Source organism: Pseudomonas sp. MF7453 (assembly GCF_016405455.1).
GTDB lineage: Bacteria > Pseudomonadota > Gammaproteobacteria > Pseudomonadales > Pseudomonadaceae > Aquipseudomonas > Aquipseudomonas paralactis.
This window is the reverse complement of the sequence record NZ_JAEKCN010000018.1, coordinates 47,972-74,238: the sequence shown is the minus strand read 5'-3', so window position 1 is coordinate 74,238 and position 26,267 is coordinate 47,972. Positions and strand designations below refer to the sequence as shown.

Here is a 26,267-nt window from a genome sequence, read left to right as displayed (position 1 = left end):
CCTTGGTCAGGATTTCAGGTAGCCGTTAGCGGCCAGAAAACTTTCGGTGATGTTGCCTGATGCAGGCTCTGCGGCCTTTTCGCCCAGCAACAGGCGCTCCAGGTAACGGGCAAGCAAGTCCACTTCCAGGTTCACCCGGCGGCCCGGCTGGTAGGAGGCCATGATGGTTTCGCTGAGGGTGTGAGGAATGATGGTGAGTTCAAATTCGGCGCCATTGACGGCGTTCACGGTCAGGCTGGTGCCATCGACGGTGATCGAACCTTTGTGGGCGATGTATTTGGCCAGCTCTTTGGGCGCACGGATGCGGAATTCCACGGCGCGGGCGTTTTCGCTGCGGGCCACCACTTCGCCGACGCCGTCGACATGGCCGCTGACCAGGTGACCGCCCAGGCGCGTGGTGGGCGTCAGGGCTTTTTCCAGGTTGACCGGGCTGCCGGCCGCAAGATCGTTCATCGCGGTGCAGTCCAGGGTTTCCCGGCTGACATCGGCAGCAAAGCCGTTGCCCGGCAGCTCAATAACGGTCAGGCACACGCCGCTGACGGCGATACTGTCGCCCAGCTTGACGTCGCCGAGATCCAGCTTGCCGGTTTCAACCAGCAGGCGCACGTCGCCGCCTTTGGGGGTCATTGCACGGATGCTGCCGATGGATTCGATAATGCCGGTGAACATTTCGTTCTCCTGAAAACGAGGGGCTGACGCTTAAGCGCAGGCCGGGAATTATACGCTCACTGCCGGGACGGGGATGGCAGTGACTCGCCAGTCGTCGCCTACAGCACGCATGTCAGTGATCTTGAGTTGGGGGGCGTCGGCCAGCTTCTCAAGCGGCCAGTCCAGCAACGGGCGGGCAGCGGAGCCGAGGAACTTGCCGGCGATGAATATGACGTACTCATCCACCAGGCCCTGCTGGGCAAACGCGCCGGCCAGGCTCGGACCGGCTTCCACCAACACGTCGTTGACGCCACGGGCAGCCAGGGCGACCAGTGCCGAGCGCAGGTCGACCTGGCCCTCCACGCCCGGCACCACCAGGCACTCGGGGCCACGGGGGAACTGATTCTCCGGGGTCACACAGGTGATGACCAACGCCGGGCCGGCCTTGAAGAACGGTGCGTTGAGCGGCACCCGCAGGCGGCCATCGATCAGCACACGCAACGGCGGGCGCGACATGGCCAGGGCGGTGGTTGCGTCGTCCAGGCCCAGTTCGGCGGCGCGAACGGTCAAGCGGGCACCGTCGGCCAGTACCGTGTCGGCACCGGTCAACACCACACTGGCTTCGGCGCGCAAGCGTTGCACCGCAGCACGGGCGGCGGGGCCGGTGATCCATTGGCTTTCGCCGCTGGCCATCGCCGTGCGGCCGTCCAGGCTCATCGCCAGCTTGACCCGCACGAACGGCAAACCGTGTTCCATGCGCTTGAGGAAGCCGGGGTTAAGCGCCCGCGCCTCGGTTTCCAGCACACCACTACGAACCTCGATACCCGCCTGGGCCAGGCGCTGCATGCCCCGTCCGGCCACTTCCGGGTTCGGGTCCTGCATACCGGCCACCACCCGCGCCACACCGGCGGACACCAGCGCATCGGCACAGGGCGGCGTACGGCCATGATGGCTGCACGGCTCCAGCGTCACGTACACCGTTGCGCCACGGGCCTTGTCACCGGCGGCGCGCAGGGCATTGGGCTCGGCATGGGGCTCGCCGGTGCGCTCATGCCAGCCTTCGCCGACGATCTGCCCGTCACGTACGATCACACAGCCCACCCGTGGGTTGGGGTGAGTGGTGTACAGGCCCTTGCGCGCCAATTGGAGGGCGCGCGCCATGTAATGGGCGTCGAGGACTGCCTGTTCAGAGGTCATTGTTTGGAGGGCTCACGGGCCAGGCGGTCGATCTCTTCGCGGAACTCGTTGAGGTCCTGGAAGCGTCGATACACCGAAGCGAAACGGATATAGGCGACTTCGTCGAGCTTTTGCAACTCGCCCATCACCAGCTCACCGACCACCAGGCTCTTGACCTCGCGCTCGCCGGTCGCCCGCAGCTTGTGCTTGATATGCACCAATGCCGCTTCCAGGCGCTCGACACTCACCGGGCGTTTTTCCAGGGCGCGCTGCATACCGGCGCGCAGTTTTTCTTCGTCGAAAGGCTGGCGGCTGCCGTCGGACTTGATCAGACGGGGCAACACCAGTTCGGCGGTTTCGAAGGTGGTGAAACGTTCACCACAGGCCAGGCATTCGCGCCGGCGACGCACTTGGTCGCCCTCGGCGACCAGACGCGAGTCGATGACCTTGGTGTCGTTGGCACCGCAGAAGGGACAGTGCATGGTTGGCAGGCAACAAAAAATGGGAGGGCCATGGTAGCGCATCCCTGTGGCAAGACAAGCCATAGCCTTTACGGTATATAGGCAGGCTTATATGTTTCTATTTTTTTAAGCCACGGATGTTGTCCTTTCTGGAGCCGTACATGCAGTTACGACCACTCGTTTTACTCACGCTGTTCAGTTTTCTGGTCGCCTGCAGCAGCGAAGCCCCCAAACCGGCCGCGCCTCAACCGACACCCGCACAAGAGAAAAAAGTCCCGGGCATTGAAGACCTCGGCCCCCTGCCCGCCTATCAACGGGAAATCAGCGGCAGCCTGACCAACGTGCCCGCCGGTGCCGAAGTCGAGATGGCACTGCTGGTGATCGACGACCGTTCGCGCCCGCAGCAGCTGCTCGCCAGCAGCGTGCTGAGCGGCAACGGCAAGCCTCTGGCCTTCCGCCTGCGCTTCAACCCTGAAGCCTTCCCGGCCGGTGCGCGCGTTGAATTGCGTGGCCGCGCCAGCCAGTCCGGCCAATTGATCCTGCACCTGCCCGCCGTACGCGTGACCCAGGCGATCACCCAGAGCACCGGCCCCCTGCAACTCGTCAAGGCACCATGACGCCACCGCTGCACCTGCAGCGTGCCTTGAGCGAATTGATCGGCGACGCGCAATTAGTGCCCTGCCCACTGCCGGGCACCGAATTGTCGCTGTGGCTGCTCGACGCCGACAACATGGACCGCGCCTTCAGCCAGGAAGAAACCCGGCGCATCCTGCATGAGCCGCCCTACTGGAGCTTTTGCTGGGCCAGCGGCCTGGCGTTGGCGCGTTACCTGGCGGCGCATCCCGAGTGGGTCGCCGGCAAACGCGTGCTGGATTTCGGTGCCGGTTCCGGCGTGGCCGGGATCGCCGCCGTAAAGGCGGGTGCGCTGGAAGTGGTGGCGTGTGACCTGGACCCGCTGGCTTTGGCGTCTTGCCGCGCCAACGCCGAACTCAACGAAGTAGAGTTGGGCTATTCGGCGGACTTTTTCGCCGAAGCCGACCGCTTCGACCTGATCCTGGTGGCCGACGTGCTTTACGACCGGGCCAACCTGCCGCTGCTGGATCAATTCCTCACCCGAGGCCGCGAAGCCCTGGTGGCCGATTCACGGGTGCGGGACTTCCAGCATCCTTGTTATCGACGGTTGGACGTTCTGGATGCGTTGACCCTGCCGGACCTGGCCGAGCCTTGGGAGTTTCGCAAGGTGAGCCTGTACCATTCGCGGCGTGCTTGAGGCCATCGCGGGCAAGCCCGCTCCCACAGGGGAATGCATTTCAAGGTGGGAGCTAGCACGATGCTTTCAGCCAACCTCGCCAGCCTTTATAGTTGCCCCCATTCCCGCTTTATTCGAGACACCCCATGAGTGAGCCCACGCCGTACATCTTCGACGTTACCACCGCCAACTTCGACCAGGCAGTGATTCAGAACTCCTTCGAAAAGCCCGTATTGGTCGATTTCTGGGCCGAGTGGTGCGCGCCGTGCAAGGCGTTGATGCCGATGCTGGCGCAGATTGCCGAGAGTTATCAGGGCGAGTTGCTGCTGGCCAAGGTCGACTGCGAGGTCGAGCAAGACATCGTCGCGCGTTTCGGCATTCAAAGCCTGCCGACGGTGGTGTTGTTCAAGGATGGTCAGCCGGTGGACGGGTTTGCCGGTGCGCAGCCGGAGTCGGCGGTGCGGGCGATGCTGGAGCCTCATGTGCAGATGCCACCACCGGCTGCGGCAAACCCGCTGGAACAGGCCCAGGCGCTGTTCAGCGAAGGGCGCATCAGCGAGGCTGAAGCGCTGCTGGTGGCGCTGTTGAGCGAAGACAATACCAACGCCCCCGCGCTGATTCTGTACGCCCGCTGCCTGGCTGAGCGCGGTGAGTTGGGAGAAGCCCAGGCCGTGCTTGACGCAGTCAAAAGCGACGAGCACAAGGCCGCCCTCGCCGGGGCCAAGGCGCAGATCACCTTCCTGCGCCAGGCCGCAGACTTGCCGGACGCCGCCGTGCTGAAAAGCCGTCTGGCACAGAACCCGCACGACGACGAAGCGGCCTATCAGTTGGCGATTCAGCAACTGGCGCGTCAGCAGTACGATGCGGCGCTGGAGGGTTTGCTCAAGTTGTTTACCCGCAACCGCAGCTACAGCGAAGGCTTGCCGCACAAGACCTTGCTGCAGGTGTTCGAGTTGCTGGGCAACGAGCACCCGCTGGTCACGGTGTACCGCCGCAAATTGTTTGCCGCGTTGTACTAACCCTACAAAGGGTCAACCCAGGTGTACAGCGGCGTATCCCCTCCGCTGCTCACCTTGACCTTGGCGCTATGGCGCAGGCGCACCAACAGGCGCTTGCCCGCGCCCGCATCGCCTGCCAACCCTTCCAGTTGATCGAGCAGCTCCAGACCGTTGAGCTGCCCGGCGCTGCGCAGCACCTCCTGGGCGCTCTGCCATAGGTCGTCGTTGTGTTTGACCGGCGCCGCAGTTGACGCGCTGGGCGTTGGGGCGGCCTGAAGCTGTGCGCCCAAGCGTGCCCAATCGCCGTCGTCCAGTTCCAGGGTCAAGTCCACCGGCAGGTCGCCGATGGTTCCACGAATTCGCAACATCGTTGTACTCCTGCATTTTTCTGACGGTCATGCTCCCATGCAGCTTGCGCAACACCAAGCAGGCGGTCAAACTCTCGGCTCTATTGTTATAAGATCACATAACAAAACTTTCATCCTGGAGCCCTCCCATGCGCCGTTTGCTGCTCGCTTTGCCGTTTGCCCTGCTCCCACTGGCTGTTGCCCACGCTCATGAAGAGCATGATCACGAACACGGTAGCCTCGGCGCCCATGAACATGGCGTTGGCCGCCTCAACGCCGCGCTGGATGGCAAGTCTCTAGAGCTGGAACTGGACAGCCCGGCCATGAACCTGGTGGGCTTCGAGCATGTGGCCACCAGCGCAGCCGACAAAGCCAAGGTCGCCGGCGTACGCAAACAACTGGAGAACCCATTGGCCCTGTTCAATCTGCCCAAGGCTGCAGGTTGTGTGGTCAGCAGCCAGGAGCTCAACAGCCCGCTGTTCGGTGACAAACCGGAAGCCGACCATGACGACGATGACCACGCCACCGACGGCAAAGGCGCTGCCGCCCACGAGCATCATCACGACCACAGCGAAATCCACGCCCACTATCAGTTCACCTGCGCCACGCCGACGGCGCTGAGCAACCTCGATCTGAGCCAAGTGTTCAAGACCTTCCCTGCAACCCAGAAAATTCAGGTACAACTGATCGGCCCAAGCGGTCAGCAAGGTGTTGACGCGACGGCTACCGCAGCCACCCTGAAGTTCTGACTTGAAAGCACAGTCCATGTGGGAGCTGGCTTGCCTGCGATACTGGCGGCGCGGTGCAGCAGGCACACCGTGGCGATGCCATCGCAGGCAAGCCAGCTCCCACAGTGGATCGGCGCCATTTTCAACTACCAGGCGACACTGACTTCCCATGACTCAAGCGTTAATCGAACTGTCCGACCTGGGTTTCAACTGGCCCGGTCACCCGCAGTTGCTGGACATTCCCGCGTTCCGCCTGGAACCCGGGGAAACCCTGTTTCTCAAGGGCCCGAGCGGCAGTGGCAAGACCACGCTGCTGGGGCTGTTGGGGGGCGTGCAGAAACCCAGCCGAGGCAGCATTCGCCTGCTTGGTCAGGAGTTGACCGAACTTTCGGCCGGCGCCCGTGATCGTTTCCGGGTGGACCACACCGGCTACATCTTCCAGCAGTTCAACCTGCTGCCGTTTCTGTCGGTGCGCGAAAACGTCGAGTTGCCTTGCCACTTTTCCAGGCTGCGCGCGCAGCGGGCCAAGCAGCGCCACGGCAGTGTCGACCAGGCGGCCGCAACCCTGCTCGCGCACCTGGGCTTGAAGGACAAGGACTTACTGGAGCGCCGCGCCGACTCGCTGTCTATCGGCCAGCAACAACGGGTGGCTGCCGCTCGTGCGTTGATCGGCCAACCGGAACTGGTGATCGCCGACGAACCCACCTCGGCCCTGGACTACGACGCCCGCGAAGCCTTTATTCAACTGCTGTTCGCCGAATGCCGTGACGCAGGCGCCAGCCTGTTGTTCGTCAGCCACGACCAGAGCCTGGCGTCACTGTTCGACCGCAACCTGTCGCTGGCCGAACTCAATCGCGCCGCCACGCCCGCAGAGGTTTGAGATGTATCTGTTTCGTCTAGCCATGGCCAGCCTGGCTAACCGCCGCTTTACCGCGATCCTCACGGCCTTCGCCATCGCGCTTTCCGTGTGCTTGTTGCTGGCGGTGGAGCGCGTGCGTGTCGAGGCGCGCAACAGTTTTGCCAGCACTCTCAGCGGCACCGACCTGATCGTCGGCGCACGTTCGGGTTCGGTCAACCTGCTGCTGTATTCGGTGTTTCGTATCGGCAACGCCACCAACAACATCCGTTGGGACAGCTTTGAGCATTTCGCCGCCAGCCCCCAGGTGAAATGGGCCATTCCGATTTCCCTCGGCGACTCCCATCGCGGTTACCGCGTGATGGGCACCAACGAATCCTACTTCGAGCATTACCAGTACGGGCGCAAGCAAAACCTCGAACTGGCCAGCGGCCGCGCCTTCGCTACCGACCCGTTCGAAGTAGTGCTCGGCGCCGAAGTCGCCGACGCCTTGCATTACAAACTTGGCGACAAGCTGGTGCTGGCCCACGGTGTAGCGGTGGTCAGCCTGGTCAAGCACGACGACAAACCCTTCACCGTGGTCGGCATCCTCAAGCGTACCGGTACGCCAGTCGATCGCACGTTGCACATCAGCCTGGGCGGTATGGAAGCGATCCATGTCGACTGGCACAACGGTGTGCCGGCCCAGGGCAAAGGCCGCATCAGCGCCGATCAGGCGCGCAATATGGACCTGACGCCGCAAGCCATCACCGCGTTCATGCTCGGCCTTAACAACAAGATTTCCACCTTCGCTCTGCAACGGCAGATCAATGAGTTCCGTGGCGAGCCGATGCTGGCGATCCTGCCAGGCGTGGCGTTGCAAGAACTGTGGAGCATGATGGGCACCGCCGAGAAAGCCTTGTTCGTGATCTCGCTGTTTGTGGTGCTGACCGGGTTGATCGGTATGCTCACGGCGATCCTCACCAGCCTCAACGAGCGCCGCCGCGAGATGGCGATCCTGCGTTCGGTGGGCGCACGTCCCTGGCATATCGCAACCCTGCTGATCTTCGAAGCCTTCGCCCTGGCTCTGTCGGGTGTGGTGGCAGGCGTAGGGCTGCTGTATGTATGCATCGCCGCCTCTCGGGGTTACTTGCAGGCCAATTACGGTCTGGACTTGCCGATGGCCTGGCCGAGCGAATATGAATGGACCCTGCTGGCGAGTATCCTCGCGGCAGCGCTGTTGATGGGCAGCGTGCCCGCGTGGCGCGCCTATCGACAATCTTTGGCCGATGGCCTGTCCATCCGTTTATGAGGAAGGCTTCGATGCGTCGTGCCCTGTTTGCCCTGTTGCTGCTGACGGCCGTGCCGGTGTGGGCGGATGAACAGCCCAAGGACCTGTCCTGGCAGGAAATGATCCCGCCGGATGCCCCACCGGAAGTGCCCAATATGAAGCCGTTGCACGACCTGTCGAACATGGCCGATGCCTTGTCCGTCGAGGCCGCGCCCGCAGCCAGGCAGGACCTGCCCAACGCACCGGTGGTACAGAGCCTCGACGGCCAGCGCATCCGCTTGCCGGGGTATATCGTGCCGCTGGAAGTCAGCGAAGAAGGCCGCACCACCGAGTTTCTGCTGGTGCCGTATTTCGGCGCATGCATCCACGTGCCGCCACCGCCCTCGAACCAGATCGTGCATGTGAAAAGTGAAGTCGGGGTGAAACTCGATGAGCTGTATCAGCCGTACTGGATCGAAGGCGCAATGCAGGTCAAGCCATCGTCGAGTGAACTGGCCGACGCCGGTTACCAAATGGATGCCGAGAAGATTTACATGTACGAGCTGCCAGAGTAACGCTGATCGCCCTTTCATTGAGCTGAGTCAAAAGACCGAACGGAACGATCTTTACCATTGGACGTACAACTTTTAAACGTCCTTTGGAGCTCCCATGAACAAGTCTCTGCTCGGCGCGTCCCTCTTCGCGCTCGCCCTCGTCGCCCCGGTCGCACACGCTCACCAGGCAGGCGATATTCTGGTGCGTGCCGGTGCAATCACCGTCAACCCGGAGGCCGACAGCGGCAAAGTCAAGGTTGACCAGGGCCCGCTGGCCGGCACCAACCTGGGCGGCAAGGCGACCATGAGCAGCGACACCCAACTGGGCTTGAACTTCGCCTACATGATCACCGACCACGTGGGTATCGAACTGCTGGCGGCCACGCCGTTCGAGCATGACGTGAAACTCAAGAACACCGCACTGGGCGCCGCCAACGGCAAACTCGGCTCGCTCAAACACCTGCCGCCAACCCTGAGCGTCGTGTACTACCCGCTGGACAACAAGTCGGCATTCCAGCCGTACGTTGGCGCGGGTATCAACTACACCTGGATCTACGACGAACACGTCGGCGGTCGCGCCCAGCAAGCCGGCTTCAGCAACTTCAAGGCCGAAAACTCCTGGGGCTGGGCCGCGCAGATCGGCGCCGACTACATGATCAACGACAACTGGATGATCAACGCCCAGGCGCGCTACATCGACATCAGCACCAAGGCGACTGTGGATAACAATGCGCTGGGCCAGGGCACTCGGGCCAAGGTCAATGTGGACGTGGATCCGATGGTTTACATGGTGGGTATCGGTTACAAGTTCTAAGCAACACTGCATAAACAACTGTGGGAGGGGGCTTGCTCCCGATAGCGGGCACCAGTCAATGAATCTGTTGACTGACACTCTGCTATCGGGAGCAAGTCGAATCGTCGCACCGCCCCTCCCACATTTTGGTTTTGTGTGGCGTCAGCTGTGGCGGTAGAACCGGTCCAGCAACGCCGGAAGCCCCGCCCGCCATGCCCTGGGCTTGATGCCAAAGGTATGCAGGATCTTCTTGCACGCCAGCACCGCGTGCTGCGGTTCCTCTGCCGCATCCGGCCGGGCCGCATGGGCCTGGGCAGTCGGCGACTCGATCGCCAGCGGGTGGAAATTGCGCGCTTCGGTGATAATCGCCTGGCCCAGCGCCAACGGCGTGGTCGCCTCGTGCCCGGCATAGTGGTAGGTGCCCCACAACGGCGCCGCGCAATCGAGCTGCTTGAGCACCGAGATAATCACCCGTGCGGCGTCGTCCACCGGCGTCGGGTTGCCGCGACGGTCGTCGGCCATCAACAGCTCATCCGGCTTTTCAGCCCGAGCCAGGAAACGCCCGAGCGTGCCGTCGACACTGTCATCGAGCAACCAGCCAAATCGCAGCAGCACATGTTGCGGGCAAGTGGCGCGCACGCTCTGCTCGATACGCCACAACGCCTGGCCGCGCAGGCCCAGGGGCACCGGCTCGTCTTTTTCGCTGTAAGCGGTGGCGCGTGAACCATCGAACACGCGATAGCTGGAAGGTTGCAGCAGCGTGATGCTGTGGTGCTGGCACAATTCAGCCAGGCGTTCGATGGCGAACTCCTGCGCAGCCAGGCGGGTTTCGCTCACGGTTTCGGCCTGGAACCAGTCGAAATAGTAGGCGAGGTTGATCAACGCATCGGGACGGGTGTCGTCGAGCAATTGGGTAAGGCTCGCGGCATCCCAGCCGTCTTGGGGCGGTTTGGGGGCGAGGAAACCGATGTCTTCCTCTGCACCGAGGCGAATCAGCGCCTGCCCGAGGGCATTCCCGCCGCCCAGTAACATAAGGCGCATTCGCATAGATTGAGCAGGCCCGGTCTGTTTGGAACGATGGTTATTATCGACAGGCGTGTGCGCCTTGCCGCAGGTAGTTGCCAGAATCGTTGCATTTTGCGGGTTTGTAGCGCAACCGTCACGGATAAAGTACGTGTTTGCAACTTGTTGGAGCCGGTGGATGGTTTTGCAGCACTTTCCCCTCGATGACAGGTGCCCAGACGTGGCCGCCGATCCGTCAGCGCCGCCGATTTCAAGGCCTCGTCATTGCGGCCTGAGTTGCTCGGCCTGCGCCTCATCCACCTGCGCCACACGCTTGGGCAACAGCACCTGTTGTGGATAAGTCTGCGCAAAATGCACCTCATCGCAGTTATCCACAAGCTTCTTCAGGCGCTGGTTGAACGCCCGGCTCACCGCATATTGCCCACCCGATACCGTGCGAAATTGCGCCGTGAGCACCACGCCATTGAGGTCCATCTTGTCCACGCCGAATACTTCCAGCGGCCCCTGCAGGTTGTACTTGAGGAACACATCGTCGCGAATCGACTGGCCCGCTTCGCGGATCAGCTCCACGGCCTTGTCCACATCGGTGTCGTAGGTGAACTGCACCGAGAAGAACGCGTAGGCGAACTGGCGCGACTGGTTGGTGACCGCCTTGATCTGCCCGAACGGCACCGAATGCACAAAGCCCTTGCCATCACGCAGGCGCAGGGTGCGGATAGTCAGGCCCTCCACAGTCCCGGCGTGGCCGGAGTCGAGCACCACCCAGTCGCCGATGGAGAGCGTGTCTTCGATGATGATAAACAGGCCGGTGATCACGTCCTGCACCAGCTGCTGGGAGCCAAAACCAATCGCCAGGCCAACCACCCCTGCACCCGCAAGTAACGGCGCGACGTTGATACCCAGATTGGCCATGGTGGTGATCGCACAGATGACCACCAGAACGATTTTCACCGCATTACGCAGCAACGGCAGGATGGTTTTGACCCGCGTACTGGGCTGGCGGCTGGAGCGTTTGTTCACCGGTGGCTTGAGCGCTTCCTGAATCGCCGTATCGAGCACCACCCAGAACAGCCATGTCATCAGCAGGATCAGGCCGATGCTGCTGAGCGAGTCGCTGATCGCGCGCCCCACTGAGTTGCGTTGGGCAAACTCCAACAGCGACACGCCCCAGATACGCCCCAGTATCTCGATAAAAGCGATAGCCATCACGATGCGCAATATCGCGTGCAGCAGGCTCAGAAAGCGCTCTTTGTACGCACTGCTGCGCTGTATCGCCACTTGGCTGCGAGACTTGAACAGGTGTTGCAGCACCGTGCTGAGAAACACCGTGCCGATAAGGAGGATGGTGGTTAACAACGCGCAGCGCAGGACCTTTTGATTGTCGTCGCCGGCACCGATCAGGTTGATCGCCGAAACCAGCACCATCAACAGGATCGGCCAGTACCACAACCCGGAAAATACCCGCAGCGACTGTTGCAACGCCGGATGCTTAAGGCGCTGCGCCAACGGCCGGTTGCGAATCAAATGCGCCACCGGGCGACGCAGGCGAACCACCAGCACACCGAAGATCACTGTCGCGAACAGCCCGGTAAACACCGCCACGCTGCTGGTGACGTTGCCGCCCAGTTGCCGGGCGATCTGCGGGCTGGTGAGCGCGTCGCTGAGGGCGGCAAGGAAGCCGATCAGGAACAGAGGTTTGGGGCAATAGTCGCGAATGATCTGCACCGCCGGGCGCTTGTGGCCGACATTGAACATGACGATCACACACAGCAGCATGGAAGTGGAAAAGATGCCGCTACTGGTAGCGTAGGCAAAACACAGCGCCAGCGCCCGCCCTACGGAAGTGGCTAGAAAGTGGCTGACATACAGCGTCAATGGCAGGCAGATAACTGCCGGGATGGTGTAAGGCACCACATACCCCAGCACGGCCAGCAAGCGTGCCCGACGACGGAAGAATGCGCGCAGGCTCAAGCGCCGCACGATAAAGCGCCCCAGTAACGTCAGCAACGCAAAAGCACCGACCCAAACGGCGGATAACAGCAGAAAATCCCCGGCCACGCTCCACGGCGAGCGCGCGGCAGTCTGATCGACCAGCCGCCCGACCTCATTCGCGGCCCGGTCGGCTCGCAGGCGCCACTCGTCGATAAAGTTCTGGTTCAGATCAAGCTTGCGCTGCACATCGTCAATGCTGGAGCTGATGGCGCCCAGCAGACCGCCCTCCACCAGCAATTCAGGCTTGGCCACCGCGTCGGGCTCCGGCGCGGTGGCCGCGGCTTGCAACGCGCTGCTGCCGCAGAATAGCAGCGCCCCGAGCAGTAATGCAGTCTTTAAATTCAGCAAAACAGCGGGCTCCTTCAGAAGGGTCTGTAAGGAACTGACGGGTTTGAGCCTTGATCGTTCCCTGCGTCTGCGGGCCCGCACTTAAGGCTTTTGTAGGCGCGAACTTGTAGGCGCAAATCTCACAAGCGCCGCGCTCATTCAGTAAGCCCTCGTTATCGTTGACGTTTTTCGCGAGCAAGCTCGCTCCTACAGTGGGCCGGTGTGGCTCTCTGCGCCGTCCGTAGGAATGTGGAAACTTTCAGCCAAATACCGCAGTCATCCCATAACGCACCCCACCTTCACAGGAGCAAGCATGGCGGCGATTCATATCGGCATTTCCGGCTGGCGCTACACGCCCTGGCGCGGGGATTTCTACCCCGACGGGCTGACCCAGAAACGCGAGTTGCAGTTTGCGTCACGCGCCGTGAGCAGCATTGAAATCAACGGCTCTTTCTATGCGCTGCAAACCCCCAAGCGCTATGCGCAGTGGTATGCCGATACGCCTGAAGGGTTCATGTTCAGCGTCAAGGCACCCCGCTATGTTACGCACATCCTGCGTTTGCGCGAGGTGCACAAACCCATGGCAAACTTCTTCGCCTCCGGGGTGCTGGAGCTCAAAGAAAAGCTGGGCCCCATCCTCTGGCAGTTCCCGCCCAGCTTCAAATTCGACGCCGCGCTGTTCGAGGCCTTCCTCGCCGATTTACCCACCGACACCCAACAGGCCGCCGCCCTCGCCCGCCAGCATGAGCCACGCCTGAACGGCAAAGCGAGCATGAAAGCCCATGGCAAAAAACCTCTGCGCCATGCGGTGGAGATTCGCCACACGAGCTTTGCGGTACCAGAGTTTGTGCAGCTGCTGGACAAGTACGGCGTTGCGCTGGTGGTGGCAGACACCGCAGGCAAGTGGCCGTATATCGAAGACGTCACCGCCAACTTCATGTACTTGCGACTACATGGCGACAAGCAGCTGTACGCCAGCGGCTATACCGATGAGGCGCTCAAACGCTGGGGCGACCGTATCGAACGCTGGGCTCAGGGCAAACAACCTACGGATGCGCACCTTGTGGCCCCGCAACGCAAACCCCGCGTGCGCAAACAGCGTGACGTGTTCTGCTTTTTCGACAACGACATCAAAGTGCGTGCGCCTTTCGATGCGCGCCAGCTGTTGCAGCGCTTCGGCCTGGATAAGCACCTGCTCACAGCACCCGGCCAGTTGCCGGAACCGGGAGTGCTGCCATGACTCACCCCGAGCTGATTCCTGTCACGCCGACCGCCCCCATCACACGCTTTACCGTGCTGACGGTGAATATCCACAAGGGCTTCACCGCGCTGAATCGGCGCTTCATCTTGCCCGAACTGCGCGAAGCGGTGCGCAGCGTGGGTGCCGACATGGTGTTCCTGCAAGAAATCCACGGCACCCACGAGCGCCATCCCCAGCGCTATAGCGACTGGCCGAAGATGCCGCAGTATGAATTCCTCGCCGACAGCATCTGGCCGCAGTTTGCCTATGGTCGCAATGCGGTCTATCCCCATGGCGACCATGGCAATGCGTTGCTGTCGAAATTCCAGATCATCCGTTACGACAACCTCGACATCTCCCAAAGTGGCCATGAAAACCGCGGCCTGCTGCATTGTGTACTACGCCTGCCGGGCGGCGAGCGCGAGGTGCATGCTATCTGCATCCACCTGGGCTTGCGCGAGGTGCATCGCCAACAGCAATTGCGCTTGCTTGAGCAGCGTATTGGCGAGATCCCCGCCGATGCGCCCCTGGTGGTCGCCGGCGATTTCAATGACTGGCGGCAAAAGGCCGACCTGAGCCAAAGCGGCCTGCAGGAAGTGTTCATCCACACCCAGGGCAAGCCTGCGCGGACATTCCCGGCTCGCCTGCCGTTGCTGGCGCTGGACCGCATCTATGTGCGCAACCTGACCATCCACAACCCGCGCGTGCTCACCACGCGGCCGTGGTCGCACCTGTCAGACCACGTGCCCCTGTCGGTGGAGATTGAGTTATGAACATTGCGGTAGAACATATCGCCACCGACCAGCCGCCGGATGACAGCAAGGCCCGGGACCTGGACTACGGCTGGCAGAGCGGCAATCGCCTGCAATTGCTGGAAAATGGCGAGGCGTATTTTCCTGCGGTGTTCGACGCCATGCGCAAAGCCCAGCGCGAAATCCTGCTGGAGACCTTCATCCTCTTTGAAGACAAGGTCGGTCATGAGCTGCAAGGCATCCTCATCGAAGCGGCGCAACGCGGGGTCAAGGTGGTGGTCAGCCTCGACGGTTTCGGCTGCGGCGAGCTGAGCCCGGCGTTTCTGCGCGAACTGGCCGAAGCCGGTGTGATGGTGCAGATGTTTGACCCGGCGTCCAAAACCCTCGGCATACGCACCAACTGGTTTCGCCGCCTGCACCGCAAGATCGTAGTGGTAGACGCCAGCGTGGCGTTTATCGGCGGGATCAACTTTTCTGCTGACCATTTGGGGGATTTCGGCCCCGAAGCCAAGCAGGATTACGCGGTACAGATCATCGGCCCGGCAGTCGCCGACCTGCACCATTTCGCCCTTGCCCAAAGCGGCCGCCAGGTGCGCACCCGCAGAGGTTGGCGCCGCCGCCAGCAGCGGCCTTCACCCTGGACCGACGAGCACGGGGACGGGCTGGTGCGCCTGATTTATCGCGACAATGTCCAGCATCGCGACGACATCGAAGAAGCGTATATCCACGCCTTGAGCCAGGCCCGGCAGCGGGTGGTGATTGCCAACGCGTATTTCTTCCCTGGCTATCGCTTGCTGCGTGAGATTCGTAATGCGGCGCGCCGTGGCGTGAAGGTGCAGTTGATCATGCAGGGCCAGCCCGACGTGCTGCTGGCCAAGCTGGCGGCGCGGATGCTTTACGATTACCTGCTCAAGGACGGCGTGGTCATTCACGAGTACTGCCAACGCCCGTTGCACGGCAAGGTGGCGCTGGTGGACGACGAATGGAGCACCGTGGGCTCAAGCAACCTGGACCCCCTGAGCCTGGCGCTGAACCTGGAAGCCAACGTGCTGATTCGCGACCGCGCCTTCAACCAGCAGTTGTACCAAAGCCTGGAAGCACTGGCGCGAGACCATTGCCAGACCATGCCGGCCAAGCGCAAGCCGCGCCTGTGGTTGTGGCGCCTGACCGTGGGCTTTCTGGTGTTCCATGTCATGCGCCACTTCCCCGCGCTGGCGAGCTGGCTGCCGGCGCACAAGCCGCGTTTGAAACCCATCGAGAGTCCGGCCCATGACGTCTGAAAAATACGGCTCACGGTTCCAGCGGTGGAAGAAGCCTCTGACCATTGCGTTCTTCCTGCTGCTGATCGTGCTCTTCACCCTGCTTGCCCGGCGCATCGACTGGAGCGAAGTGCTGCAGACATTGAGCGAATTCAAAGTCAGCACATTGCTGATCGCTGGCGCGCTGACGCTGTGCAGTTTTATTGTGTATGCCTGCTTCGACCTGATCGGCCGCACCTACATTCGCCAGCCCCTGCGCTGGAAGCAGATCCTGCCGGTGGGCATTATCAGCTATGCGTTCAACCTCAATCTGAGCGCCTGGGTGGGCGGCATCGCCATGCGTTATCGGCTGTATTCGCGACTGGGGGTAAGCACCAGCAATATTGCCAAGATCCTCGGCCTGAGCCTGGCCACCAATTGGTTCGGCTATATGGTCCTGGCCGGGGTGGTGTTCAGCAGCGGGTTGGTCAACCTGCCACCGGGCTGGAAGCTCAGCAGCGGCGCGCTGCAAGGTGTGGGCGTGTTGTTGGTGATCGCAAGCCTGGGCTACCTGGCGGCGTGCCGGTTTTCGAAAAAACGTGCGTGGTCGGTGCGCGGCATCGAGATCAATTTGCCGTCGCTGCGCATGGCCTGCCTGCAACTGGCCCTGGGCGCCTTGAACTGGTCGCTGATGGGCGCGGTTATTTTCACACTGCTGCCCGCCAAACTGGATTACCCGCTGGTGTTGGGCGTTTTGCTGATCAGCGCGATTGCCGGTGTGGTCACCCATATACCCGCCGGGCTTGGGGTGCTGGAGGCGGTGTTTATCGGGTTGCTGCAGCACGAGGCATCGCGGGGGAGTTTGCTGGCCGGGTTGATCGCGTATCGGGCGATTTATTTTATTTGCCCGTTGCTGATTGCGTTGGTGATGTACCTGGGGGTGGAGGCCAAGGCCAAGGCGTTGCGGGTGAAGAAGACACCCGCTTAACGTCCTATCGGGATTGGATAATGCTCAACCGCTCACCCACCACCATCTCGGTAATCCAGTCCACCAGGATCGAGGTGTAGGCTTGTTGCGACACCGGGTCGCTCAGGGAATGATCGGCGCCGTCGATGATGCGGTGGGTCAGGGAATGGGTTTGCTGGCACGCCGCGCGATAACTCATGATGGTGGCGTGGGGCACGTGGTCGTCGGTTTCCGATTCGACAATCAGCACATCGCCGGTAAATTGCGCGCAGGCGTGCAGCGCACGGTTGGTTTCGGCATGCACCAGCGTGCCGCGATAATCCATCAGGTCGGCCTTATCCAGCTCACGCTTGGGCTTGAGCCATTCCTGATCGCGGTACAGCGCGGGTACCCGCAGCGCCAGCCAACGCACCGGGCGCAATGAAGTCAGAATCGCTGCCAGATAGCCACCATAGCTGGTGCCCACCACCGCCACCGCCGAGGTGTCGATGGCCGGGTGGGACAGCAGCCGGTCGTAAGCGGCCAGCAGGTCGCGCAGGTTGTCTTCGCGGGTGACGCGCGATAACGGGATGCCGGTACCGGCATGGCCGCGCAGGTCGAAGGTCAGGCATACACAACCCAGCCCCGCGATGCCTTTGGCGCGTTCCAGATCGCGCTCCTGGCTGCCGCCCCAACCGTGCACGAACAACACGCCGGGCACTTTGGACTTGGGGCTGAGGAATGTCCCACTCATCTGTTCGTCATCTACATCAATACTGATGCTCTCGCTTCTAGCCGTCATAAGATTGAACCGTCACATACTTGAGCAGAAAGTCGCTGTTTTCGGCCGGACCTCGGTACACCTCGATGGCATCCGCCGGCAGCGCTTGATCCACGTAGGTTTCCACCGAAGACACCCGAATGGCCGTGAGGCTCGGGTTGTTGATAAAGCTCTGCAGCGCCGCGACTTCCGCGCTGCTGGCCCCGCCCATGCGCCAGGATTGTTCGAGCACGCCGCTACGGCGCTGGCCGTCACTGTCCAGGCCCTGGGCGATGTCGTAATTGCGCCGCGAGGCGTAGAACCCCGGGTAGGCTTCGTCGGCAGCATTATCGAAAACCCGGGCTTGCTCGATGGCTTGCCGCACATCGTCCGGCAGGGCCAGTTGCAGCAGGTCTTCGTAGTAGCCGGGTACGACCAGCAGGTTTGAGCCGCCGTAAACCTGCTCGCCCTGCCCGTCCTGGGTCAGGTATTGCTCGCCGCAATAGCTCAATACGTACTCACCGATAAAACTCTGGCCCACACTGTGGGTGACCACATCGTGCAGGTCTTGTTCCAGCACCACGCCGGCGTTGAACAGATCCGCCGCGTCAGCACGCGCCACTATCGCGTCGAACTCATCGAGGCTGTGGATAACTTCCTGGCCGCGTCCGGCACAGGCGTGCACCGGTTTCATCCGGATCGGGCCGCTATAGAGCAAGCGCGTGGCGGCGGGCCTGGCGTCTTCGAGGGCGAACACGCTCAAGCCATCCAACACCACGTCACGGACGCGCTCGCAGAAGAGCGGCGACCAACCTTCAGGTGCCTTGGCATCCGGGCTCAACAGGCCGTGACTGATGGCTTTGGTACACATGAAATCGTGGTCGACATAGCCGCCCCACAAATCTTCCGGCCCTCTGACGTTAAGCTGCAATGCCGAGGCCGGCCCGACCAGGGTTTGAGTGGGCAGCAAATACAGCTCGCGACCGGCATGGACCTGAGGGTCGTAACTGCCACCAAACTTGAGCCCCAATATCTGCGCCAGCCAGCGGGCCAAAGCGCGGTTGGTTTCAACTTCGTGCTGGGGTGCACCTGCACGCGTGGAGTGTGCGATCACCAGTTTCTTGCGATTTGTCGGGGTCATGCGTTCCCCTTGGCTATCCCGCCTTGTGTGTAGCGGGAAAGCTGCAGGGATCAGGCCAACGCCGCTTTGGGATGGTTGGTATTTAAATCAATACGTTGCGCGAAAGGCGATGGCAGTTAGCCTGTTTTATTCTGCACGACGAGGGGTTAAACCCACGGCGTTCTGCACGATTCAAACGCCAAACCGGGCACGGTAGTCGCTGGGGGCCAGGCCGGTAATCTTCTTGAAGATTGCGCGAAAAGCGCTGGGGTCCTGATAACCCACGGTCCAGGCGATGTGGTCGATCGTGCTGTTGGTGAACTCCAGCATCTGCCGGGCCTTGCCGACCCGCAGATGCTGGCAGTACTCGGTGGGTTTGAGCCCCGTCGCACTGCGAAAACGCCGTAAAAACGTGCGCTCTTCCAGGTTCGCCTCCTGCGCCATCGCCGCCACCGAAACATCCACGGCGCCACTGGCTTGCAACCAATGCTGGACCTTGAGGATCGCACTGTCGCCGTGCCTTAAAATCGGCGCAAAGTTGCTGCCGCACTGGCTGGCGCTGTCACTGTGTTCGATTACCAGAAACCGCGCAGTATCGGCTGCGACACTGGGGCCCATCAGCCGGTCGACCAGGCGCAGGCCCAGTTCGGACCAGGCCATCAGCCCGGCGGTGGTGATCAGGTCGCCGTCATCGACGATGGGTTTATCTGCTTCCAGGCGCACTGCCGGGTAACTGGCGGCGAAGGATTCCGAGGAAGACCAGTGAGCCGTGGCGCTGCGCCCATCCAACAAGCCGCTGCGCGCCAGCATGATTGAGCCGATGCACACACCGCCAAGCACCGTACCGGCGCCATGCTGCCGGCGGATCCACTCCAGCAGCGCGGGCGGCGCCTGGTCTTCGGTGAACTCGCCAATCGACGGCGGTACCAGCAGAGCCATCATCGGTTGGTCCGGCCCTGGGTGGCTGTCGAACACACGCGCAGGCGTGCCGTGGGCGTCCACCTGCCAGTGACTGACCCGCAGCAGCGGCAGTTGCGCAGCTTGATGCTCGGCGGCGATGCGATTGGCGACCCCGAACAGGTCGGTCAGCCCATGCACTGCAGCCAGTTGCGCGCCCTGATAGATCAATACACCCAGTTCGAGCGTCGCGCGTTCCACGGCCATTGTCAGTTTTCCCCCTGTTATTGTCGGTGCGGCCAATTCTCAACCTTGGCGCCAGCTAAGATACTGGGCCCATCAACCCATCACGAGGCAATACACATGGCCAAGCAAGCGCTCATCCTAATCGATATCCAGAACGACTACTTCCCCCAGGGCAAGTGGCCGCTTGACGGTGTGGAAGCCGCAGCGGACAAGGCGGCGCAGGTGCTACAGGCCTTTCGACAGGCTGGCGATGCGGTGATTCATGTACGCCATGAGTTTGAAGGCGACGATGCGCCGTTCTTCACACCCGGCTCCGAAGGTGCTCGCCTGCATGACAAGGTGTTGAACCAGGGTGACGAACCGGTAGTGCTCAAGCATTTTGTGAATGCGTTTCGCCAAACCAACCTGCGCGAGTTGCTGGAGCAGCGCAGCATCACCGATCTGGTGGTGGTCGGCAGCATGAGTCATATGTGTGTGGATGCTGTGGTGCGGGCGGCGGCGGACCTGGGCTATAAGGTCACGGTGATCCATGACGCTTGCGCTACCCGCGATCAGGAATTCAACGGCCAGGTGATCCCGGCGGCGCAGGTGCATGGGGCGTACATGGCGTCGTTGGCATTTGGCTATGCCGGTGTAGTGTCGGCGCAGGAATATTTGCAGGCGCAAGCGGCGGCCGCGTGACCGCCACTTAAGCCGATTGCGTTAGCGTGTGGCGATGATGAACAGGCGCGGAAAGGGCAGCAACACCGTGCCATCGGCCAGGGCTGGATAAGCCTGGGCAATTCGTGCCTGGTATTGCTGCAGAAAGGCGGCCTTTTCGTCGTCGGTCAACGGCGCAAGAAACGGTCGCAATGCCGACGCCTTGAACCACTCCACCACCGCAGCATGATCCGCCAACGGGTGCTGGTAGGTGGTGCGCCACACATCCACCGTGCTGCAATGCTTGCTCAGCAACTCATAGTAGTAACTGGCGGTGTGCCGCTCATTGTGTTTGACCGCGCCGATCTTCGCCGACCATGGGCCATCGGTCGCCACTTCGCGGGCCAACCGGTGGGCGGGTTCGTCGAGATTGTCCGGCGTTTGCACCGCCAGCGTACCGCCGGGGTTCAATTGTTTGACCAGGTGCGGATAGAGCGCGGCGTGGTCGGGCAGCCATTGCAGGGACGCGTTGGCCAGGATTACGTCGAATGTTTGCGCGGGGTTCCAGGCGCCGATATCTGCCAGCTCAAAGCTCAGCGCCGGCAGGCGTTTGCGGGCATCGGCCAACATATCATCGGAGCTGTCTAGCCCGGTGACGCGCGCCTGGGGGAAACGCTCGGCCAACACCGCCGTGGAGTTGCCCGGCCCGCAGCCCAGGTCGACGGCTGTGCGAACATCGGTGGTGGGAATGGCCGCCACCAGGTCGCGGACCGGGCGAGTGCGCTGTTGTTCGAACAGGGTGTACTGCTTGGCGGACCAGGTCATCGCGGCGTTCCTTCTTCTTAAAGAGGGCTACAGCCTAAATCGTGTGATCCGTGAGAACAAATGCCGCCGAGTGAGCACACAGCCACTTAAAACCCAGAGGGCTGAGGCTGCCATTGTTGCGTGGTGAGGGGGTTGTCCAACTCCATCTGTATCAACTGGCCAACGGTTTGCCCGACCTTTTGCACGGCTATCTCAACCTTGCGTGTGGGAGGGTTGGCGAAGTTCAGCCGGATGCAATTACGGTACTTTCCAGCTGCCGAGAAAATATTACCGTTGGCCACCTGAACATCCTGTGCTTCCAACAGCCGATTAAGGGCGTAGGTATCGAACTCTCCGGGCAACTCGACCCACAGCGTAAAGCCGCCCTGAGGCTGGCTGACCCGGGTCCCCGCCGGGAAGTAGCGGTTGACCCACTCACTCATCAAATCGCCGTTGCGCTTGTACTGCTTGCGCATACGCCGCAGGTGCAGTTGGTAGTTACCCTTGGCGATAAATTCGGCGACAGCCAGTTGCGGTTGGGTGACGGTGGCACCCGAACCGATGAATTTCATATGCAGCACCTGGGGCAGATAGCGCCCCGGAGCGATCCAGCCGACACGCAGGCCAGGGGCCACGGTCTTGGAAAACGAACTGCACAACACCACGCGGTTGTCTTCATCGAAGGATTTGAGTGAGCGTGGCCGCGGATAGCGATGCGACAGGTCACCGTAGATATCGTCTTCGATGATCGGGATGTCGAAGCGCTGGGCCATGCGGATCAGCTTGAGCTTGCGCTCGTCGGGCATGATGTAGCCCATCGGGTTGTTACAGTTGGCGGTCAACTGGATCACCTTGATTGGCCACTGCTCCAGGGCCATCTCCAGGGCTTCCAGGTTGATGCCGGTCACCGGGTCGCTGGGGATCTCCAGCGCTTTGAGACCGGCCGCCTTGAGGATCTGCATCATCCCGTAGTAGCTCGGCGAGGCGATCGCGACGATATCGCCGGGTGCGCAAATCGCACGAATTGCGGTGGAAAGTGCTTCCTGACAGCCGCTGGTGACAACCAGGTCGGCCGGGGTCAGGCGGACACCCGCATCGATGGACAGCCGGGCGATCTGTTCGCGCAACGCCAATACACCCTGAATGTGGCTGTATTGCAGGCTGGCATTATCACTGCGCCGACTGATACGGGCCATGGTGGTCAGTAGTGGCTTGAGGGTCGGCACGCTGATGTCCGGCATTCCGCAGCCCAGTTGTACGATATCGGCGCTTTGATCCAGGCGTATCAGCTCCTGAACCATGTCCCACTGGGAAATATCCACCGGACGCAGGACGGGTCGTCCCATCTGCGGCAAAGGCGCCACACGCCGGTCCGACGGCACGAAATAGCCCGACTTGGGGCGCGACACCGCCAACCCCGAACATTCCAATACACGGTAAGCCTGTTGCACGGTGGTCAGGCTGACGCCGTGCTCATGGCTGAGGGTGCGTACAGATGGCAAACGCTCACCGGGCCCATACAGGCCTTGTTCGATGCGGCTGCTGATGAATTCGGCGAGGTTCAGATAAAAAGTCATAGGCCCGACTGTAGCTTCTGATCTGTCGCTTAAGAAGGTACAGATTGGCCTTTTTTTGAAAAATTTTCAGCGTGAAAACCCAATCTGTATTCAAAATATTGAGTTCTGCTGTATCTGCAATACACATCGATGCCTTGGGATGATAGGTCCCATAACAGTGCACGAGACCTTGGACAAGGTTGGTACAAAGTAGTCACAAAATAGAAAAGCAGCACTGTACGTACCAAATTTTCAGAAATGCCCTACAAAACAAACGCCTGACAAACCCACAGGTGTTTGAATCTGCCCAGCGAATAATGGATCAAGCGCTATGACGACAAGGATGACGCTCACACCGCAGATGGCCGAGTACGAACAGAAATTCACCGATGCCGGTGAGGTTCGATGGCTACCCTACCTGATGTACTTCCATCCTACTGATCATGCTTCCCCCGTGGTCAATACCGATTCATCCGGCTTTCGCTACTCCGAGTCATTGGGCACCCGCTACTCGGTGGTCGATGGCGTCAAGGGCAATGGCCCGGTACGCCTGTTGGCGGGCAGTTCCACCGTCTTCGGCATTGGCGCAAGCGCCGACAACTGGACCCTGGCTTCACGCCTCACGCACAACGATACCCGCGGCCAGCGCTGGATCAATTTCGGCGGCCGCAGTTTCAACTCTACCCAGGAACTGGTGCTGTTTACCCTGAACCGGCATCACCTGCCCAAGGTCGATGAAATCGTGTTGTTTTCCGGTTTCAACAACCTTGGCCTGGCACGTCAGCCTCACCACTATCGGGGCGAGCACGGCGCGTTTTTCAACTGCCATCAATTTTTCGATGCCTTGACGCCCCAGCAGCCGGCCGCCAGCAACTGGAGCCTGTCGAATCTGTTCGGCAAGCCTCAAGAGCCCGAGCAGCCCGCACCGCCGTCGATGCAGGAACAGATCGACTACGCCGCCAACCTGACCTTGCAGCACCTGGATATCTGGCGCGCCCTGGCCGCCGACATGGGTGCGAAGCTGACGTTCATCCTGCAACCGCTCGCCGGCTGGGTGCGCGAGACCGGCAGCCATGAGGAAGAGCAACTGTTTGCCGAACTCGACCAGCTCGGCAATTTCACCGAGGTGTATGGCGACATCCTGCAAACCTCGGTTCGCGAAGCCTACGCCCAGCGCCTGCGCGACGGGGCCCGGGCCATGGGCGTGGGGTTTGTCGATATCACACCGTTGTTGGCAGAGGCACTGAAGCCGCAGGACTGGCAGTTCGTTGATCGCATCCACTTCACCGATGCCGGCAATGACCTGGTTTCAAAACTTATTCTCGATGTCACCCGCTAAAAGGACTTGCACATGAAATCCATCAAGAAGTTTTTCCAGCGCCTGTTTGGAAAAAAGAAGAAGAAACCTGACTCCTCCATTTATCCGATGTTCTGACGCAGCACTGGAAGGTAATGGCTATGGATGGCTCGATTCCAACACGCATCGCCGCGCATGACAGGTGGCGCGAACTCTATCGTTTGGCGCTGGACCCTGAATGTTTTCTGGATGCGGAGTATCTCGACAACCTGCTGGGTGACGATGTCGAGCCGGTGCAGTTGCCGCTGCTGTCCCAGCGGATCGACGCGTGGCAGTCGCAGCAAGCGTCAGCGTACGCCGGTGCCGCCACCGCTGCCGTCGAACAGCACAACGCCCGCGCTTTTGCCCAGGCGTTGGCGGTGTATTCGGCACCGATGGCCTCGGTGCTGGGCTGCTGGCTGCAGGGCCTGAGCGCGCCTGGTGTATTTGAAGACCCCGCGCAATTGCGCCTGATGCAACTGTTTGCCCATGACATCGGCGTCGGCTACCCGAACGCGTCGCGCGGCCATCACTTCAACGCACTGCTGGGCCAGCTACAACTGACCGCCTACGCCTTGGCCCCGGCGCAACTGGCGACCCTGCCGGACCTGCATGACGACGCGTTCGAACTGCCCGCGGTGCTGCTGGCCCTGAGCCGACGCAGCGATGCCTATGGTGATGAACTCTGCGGTGTCGATTGGGCCCTGCGCACCGTCGGTTTATGCCCGGGCTGGGCCGCCATGGGCCAGCTTGAGGAGCTGGCGCTGGAACCGGGTCGGCTGGACCTGAGTGCGTCATTCCCCGGCCTGGAGCCGGCTTCGTTGCGCCATATCAGCCAATGGGTCGCGCACCGCATCATCGAGCAGGGCGAAGAGCGCCAGGCCCGTCTGCTGCGCGGCGCCAACTGGTTGTTCGGTGCGCTGCAACGCTGGAATGCGCAGCTGTATAACGCCTCGCTGACCGCCACCTCGCCCCGGCAAGCCATGGCGCATTTGATGCAACGCCTGGCCCGGGTGGGCGCGGTGTATCACCAGAATTATTTAATTGAAGGGCGCAGCCTGGCGCTGTGGATCGAAGAAGCGCAGCACGACCCGTTGCCCCTGCTGGATGTGCTGTCACGCAGCCGCCTGATCGTGCCTGGCAACTCGAAAAAAAGCCTGCTGGTCACCAGCCTGGTGGCACCGACCGGGCGCATGTTCCGTATCTTCAGCGAGGCAGACCTGGGCGTGATTCGCCAGTGGATCGACTGGTTGCCCCAGGCCGGCGCCACACCGCAACTGCCACGCCAGCCAATCGACAGTGCCACCACTGAGCCCCGCCCGCACACAGCCAGCCCCGCCGACACCGGCCACTGGCCCAAGAACCTGCGCGAGGCCTATTTTGTCTTGCAGGGGCGCGCACTGCAGCCGGCCACCCGCCAGTTTGCCCAGGCCTATGTGAGCCGTTGGCTTGAGCGTTCGCGCCAATCGCTGAAGACGTCCGAGCGCCAGTTGCCGGAGCAGTGGAGTCCCAATGTGCTGCGCGCCTGGTTGCTGGACAAGCATGACCAGAACGGCCAGCAGTTCGATGACAGTGACCCGGCGCAAATGCCCAGCCGCGAAGAAATTATCGAGTCGACCCTGCAACTGGCGCCGCTGACGCTGATCGACGGTGCCTGGCTGCAAGGCTTTACCGACCTGGGGCTGGCGTCTTCCCATGTGGGCTACACCCTGTTCCAAACCTACTGGGATGAATTGGGCAACGGCATCGAGGCGCTCAATCACCCTAAAATTTATCGCGACGGCCTGCGCGACATGGATTTCGAACTGGCGCCCACCGGTAGCCGTGAATTTGCCGACGACCCGCGCCTGGATGAGGACTCCTTCCGCCTGCCGGTGTATTGGCTGTGCCTGGGCAAACTGCCGGTGACGTTCATGCCTGAAGTACTCGGCATGAACCTGGCGATGGAGCTCTCCGGCGTGGGCGGCAGCTATCGGTCGGCGCGGCGCTTTTTACGGCACTACGGGTTCAGCACGGCGTTCGTCGACCTGCACAACACCATCGATAACGTCTCGACCGGGCATTCGGCCTGGGCTGCCGACGCCATTGATGCGTACATGCGCGCGTTGACCAGTGCCGAGCAGGCCGCTGCGCAATGGCAGCGCGTGCGCGTGGGCTATGAGTCCCTGGCGCCGATGCCGGGCAAGTGGAGTTCGATGTTGCGGCGCTTGCGCCTCTCATCGGCCGGCAATGTACTCCCGCGCCCGACCCGCACAGCGGCTTCAAAAGGCTATCTGCATCACTTGCCGATCACGCGGCAGGTGTTGCTGCAAACCCACGAACAATAACGCCA

At 61.6% G+C, this 26,267-nt stretch carries 26 protein-coding genes; 15 read left to right on the top strand and 11 right to left on the bottom strand.

From position 1 onward, the window contains the following. Window positions 1-6 precede the first annotated feature (6 nt). From JFT63_RS24340 to nrdR, 3 genes are read right to left on the bottom strand one after another with little or no spacing between them, the layout of a single operon-like run. The gene (locus tag JFT63_RS24340; protein ID WP_014720128.1) at window positions 7-669 is read right to left on the bottom strand and encodes a riboflavin synthase; all 663 of its coding nucleotides are present in this window, start codon (window positions 667-669) and stop codon (window positions 7-9) included. A gap of 48 nt (window positions 670-717) precedes the next feature. After that, window positions 718-1,845, bottom strand: coding sequence for a bifunctional diaminohydroxyphosphoribosylaminopyrimidine deaminase/5-amino-6-(5-phosphoribosylamino)uracil reductase RibD (gene ribD / locus JFT63_RS24335; protein WP_057704459.1), 1,128 nt, complete (start codon window positions 1,843-1,845; stop codon window positions 718-720). After that, a complete protein-coding gene (nrdR, locus tag JFT63_RS24330) occupies window positions 1,842-2,306 on the bottom strand; it encodes a transcriptional regulator NrdR (protein ID WP_019818855.1) in 465 nt (154 codons plus the stop codon). Before nrdR ends, ribD begins: the two co-directional genes overlap by 4 nt. 140 nt (window positions 2,307-2,446) lie before the next feature. Between nrdR and JFT63_RS24325 the strand changes: the two genes are divergently transcribed. From JFT63_RS24325 to trxA, 3 genes are all read left to right on the top strand, one after another. Continuing rightward, window positions 2,447-2,902: a YbaY family lipoprotein gene (locus JFT63_RS24325; RefSeq protein ID WP_005791855.1), complete on the top strand. Its 456-nt coding sequence runs from the start codon at window positions 2,447-2,449 to the stop codon at window positions 2,900-2,902. Further along, window positions 2,899-3,555, top strand: a complete 657-nt coding sequence (locus tag JFT63_RS24320; RefSeq protein WP_198844927.1) for a class I SAM-dependent methyltransferase — start codon at window positions 2,899-2,901, stop codon at window positions 3,553-3,555. The genes JFT63_RS24325 and JFT63_RS24320 overlap by 4 nt, the downstream gene beginning before the upstream one ends. Window positions 3,556-3,680: 125 nt before the next feature. After that, on the top strand, window positions 3,681-4,553 hold the full coding sequence (trxA, locus tag JFT63_RS24315) for a thioredoxin (protein ID WP_198844926.1): 873 nt from the start codon (window positions 3,681-3,683) through the stop codon (window positions 4,551-4,553). A gap of 2 nt (window positions 4,554-4,555) precedes the next feature. On the opposite strand, the gene JFT63_RS24310 is transcribed toward trxA, so the two are convergent. Then, complete coding sequence (locus tag JFT63_RS24310; protein WP_057704456.1) at window positions 4,556-4,900, bottom strand: hypothetical protein; 345 nt, start codon at window positions 4,898-4,900, stop codon at window positions 4,556-4,558. A gap of 128 nt (window positions 4,901-5,028) precedes the next feature. On the opposite strand from JFT63_RS24310, the gene JFT63_RS24305 reads away from it, so the two are divergent. From JFT63_RS24305 to JFT63_RS24285, 5 genes are all read left to right on the top strand, one after another. Continuing rightward, window positions 5,029-5,628, top strand: a complete 600-nt coding sequence (locus JFT63_RS24305; protein WP_186559402.1) for a DUF2796 domain-containing protein — start codon at window positions 5,029-5,031, stop codon at window positions 5,626-5,628. A gap of 148 nt (window positions 5,629-5,776) precedes the next feature. Next, window positions 5,777-6,487: an ABC transporter ATP-binding protein gene (locus JFT63_RS24300; RefSeq protein ID WP_057704454.1), complete on the top strand. Its 711-nt coding sequence runs from the start codon at window positions 5,777-5,779 to the stop codon at window positions 6,485-6,487. A 1-nt stretch (window position 6,488) separates the two neighbouring features. After that, entirely contained in the window at window positions 6,489-7,754 is a 1,266-nt protein-coding gene (locus tag JFT63_RS24295) for an ABC transporter permease (RefSeq protein ID WP_186559400.1), read from the top strand. Between the two features lie 11 nt (window positions 7,755-7,765). Next, a complete protein-coding gene (locus JFT63_RS24290) occupies window positions 7,766-8,287 on the top strand; it encodes a DUF3299 domain-containing protein (protein ID WP_198844925.1) in 522 nt (173 codons plus the stop codon). Between the two features lie 94 nt (window positions 8,288-8,381). Next, window positions 8,382-9,080, top strand: coding sequence for an OmpW/AlkL family protein (locus JFT63_RS24285; RefSeq protein WP_005791869.1), 699 nt, complete (start codon window positions 8,382-8,384; stop codon window positions 9,078-9,080). Window positions 9,081-9,221: 141 nt separating this feature from the next. On the opposite strand, the gene JFT63_RS24280 is transcribed toward JFT63_RS24285, so the two are convergent. Continuing rightward, window positions 9,222-10,106, bottom strand: coding sequence for a sugar nucleotide-binding protein (locus tag JFT63_RS24280; RefSeq protein ID WP_057704450.1), 885 nt, complete (start codon window positions 10,104-10,106; stop codon window positions 9,222-9,224). A gap of 237 nt (window positions 10,107-10,343) precedes the next feature. Next, a complete protein-coding gene (locus tag JFT63_RS24275) occupies window positions 10,344-12,422 on the bottom strand; it encodes a mechanosensitive ion channel family protein (protein WP_198844924.1) in 2,079 nt (692 codons plus the stop codon). Window positions 12,423-12,714: 292 nt separating this feature from the next. On the opposite strand from JFT63_RS24275, the gene JFT63_RS24270 reads away from it, so the two are divergent. From JFT63_RS24270 to JFT63_RS24255, 4 genes are read left to right on the top strand one after another with little or no spacing between them, the layout of a single operon-like run. After that, complete coding sequence (locus tag JFT63_RS24270; RefSeq protein ID WP_186559397.1) at window positions 12,715-13,641, top strand: DUF72 domain-containing protein; 927 nt, start codon at window positions 12,715-12,717, stop codon at window positions 13,639-13,641. Next, complete coding sequence (locus JFT63_RS24265) at window positions 13,638-14,414, top strand: endonuclease/exonuclease/phosphatase family protein (RefSeq protein ID WP_186559396.1); 777 nt, start codon at window positions 13,638-13,640, stop codon at window positions 14,412-14,414. Before JFT63_RS24270 ends, JFT63_RS24265 begins: the two co-directional genes overlap by 4 nt. After that, on the top strand, window positions 14,411-15,673 hold the full coding sequence (clsB, locus tag JFT63_RS24260; RefSeq protein ID WP_186559395.1) for a cardiolipin synthase ClsB: 1,263 nt from the start codon (window positions 14,411-14,413) through the stop codon (window positions 15,671-15,673). Before JFT63_RS24265 ends, clsB begins: the two co-directional genes overlap by 4 nt. Next, a complete protein-coding gene (locus JFT63_RS24255) occupies window positions 15,663-16,619 on the top strand; it encodes a lysylphosphatidylglycerol synthase domain-containing protein (RefSeq protein WP_198844923.1) in 957 nt (318 codons plus the stop codon). Before clsB ends, JFT63_RS24255 begins: the two co-directional genes overlap by 11 nt. A gap of 4 nt (window positions 16,620-16,623) precedes the next feature. Here JFT63_RS24255 and JFT63_RS24250 read toward each other — a convergent pair whose 3' ends face one another. The 3 genes from JFT63_RS24250 to JFT63_RS24240 all read right to left on the bottom strand — a co-directional run bounded on the left by JFT63_RS24250 (window position 16,624) and on the right by JFT63_RS24240 (window position 19,621). Next, on the bottom strand, window positions 16,624-17,379 hold the full coding sequence (locus JFT63_RS24250) for an alpha/beta hydrolase family protein (RefSeq protein ID WP_186559393.1): 756 nt from the start codon (window positions 17,377-17,379) through the stop codon (window positions 16,624-16,626). Then, window positions 17,369-18,478: a DUF3182 family protein gene (locus JFT63_RS24245; RefSeq protein ID WP_198708162.1), complete on the bottom strand. Its 1,110-nt coding sequence runs from the start codon at window positions 18,476-18,478 to the stop codon at window positions 17,369-17,371. The genes JFT63_RS24250 and JFT63_RS24245 overlap by 11 nt, the downstream gene beginning before the upstream one ends. 171 nt (window positions 18,479-18,649) lie before the next feature. Then, window positions 18,650-19,621: a GlxA family transcriptional regulator gene (locus JFT63_RS24240; protein WP_186559391.1), complete on the bottom strand. Its 972-nt coding sequence runs from the start codon at window positions 19,619-19,621 to the stop codon at window positions 18,650-18,652. A gap of 96 nt (window positions 19,622-19,717) precedes the next feature. Here JFT63_RS24240 and JFT63_RS24235 point away from each other — a divergent pair, with 96 nt between their 5' ends. Continuing rightward, window positions 19,718-20,281 (top strand): cysteine hydrolase family protein, encoded by a 564-nt coding sequence (locus tag JFT63_RS24235; RefSeq protein ID WP_186559390.1) that lies wholly within the window; start codon window positions 19,718-19,720, stop codon window positions 20,279-20,281. Window positions 20,282-20,302: 21 nt separating this feature from the next. On the opposite strand, the gene tam is transcribed toward JFT63_RS24235, so the two are convergent. Continuing rightward, complete coding sequence (gene tam, locus JFT63_RS24230; protein WP_198844922.1) at window positions 20,303-21,064, bottom strand: trans-aconitate 2-methyltransferase; 762 nt, start codon at window positions 21,062-21,064, stop codon at window positions 20,303-20,305. An 86-nt stretch (window positions 21,065-21,150) separates the two neighbouring features. After that, complete coding sequence (locus JFT63_RS24225) at window positions 21,151-22,620, bottom strand: aminotransferase-like domain-containing protein (protein WP_198844921.1); 1,470 nt, start codon at window positions 22,618-22,620, stop codon at window positions 21,151-21,153. 310 nt (window positions 22,621-22,930) lie between these two features. Between JFT63_RS24225 and JFT63_RS24220 the strand changes: the two genes are divergently transcribed. Next, window positions 22,931-23,938: an SGNH/GDSL hydrolase family protein gene (locus tag JFT63_RS24220; protein ID WP_186559387.1), complete on the top strand. Its 1,008-nt coding sequence runs from the start codon at window positions 22,931-22,933 to the stop codon at window positions 23,936-23,938. 119 nt (window positions 23,939-24,057) lie between these two features. Further along, a complete protein-coding gene (locus JFT63_RS24215; RefSeq protein ID WP_198844920.1) occupies window positions 24,058-26,262 on the top strand; it encodes an iron-containing redox enzyme family protein in 2,205 nt (734 codons plus the stop codon). Window positions 26,263-26,267: the final 5 nt, after the last annotated feature.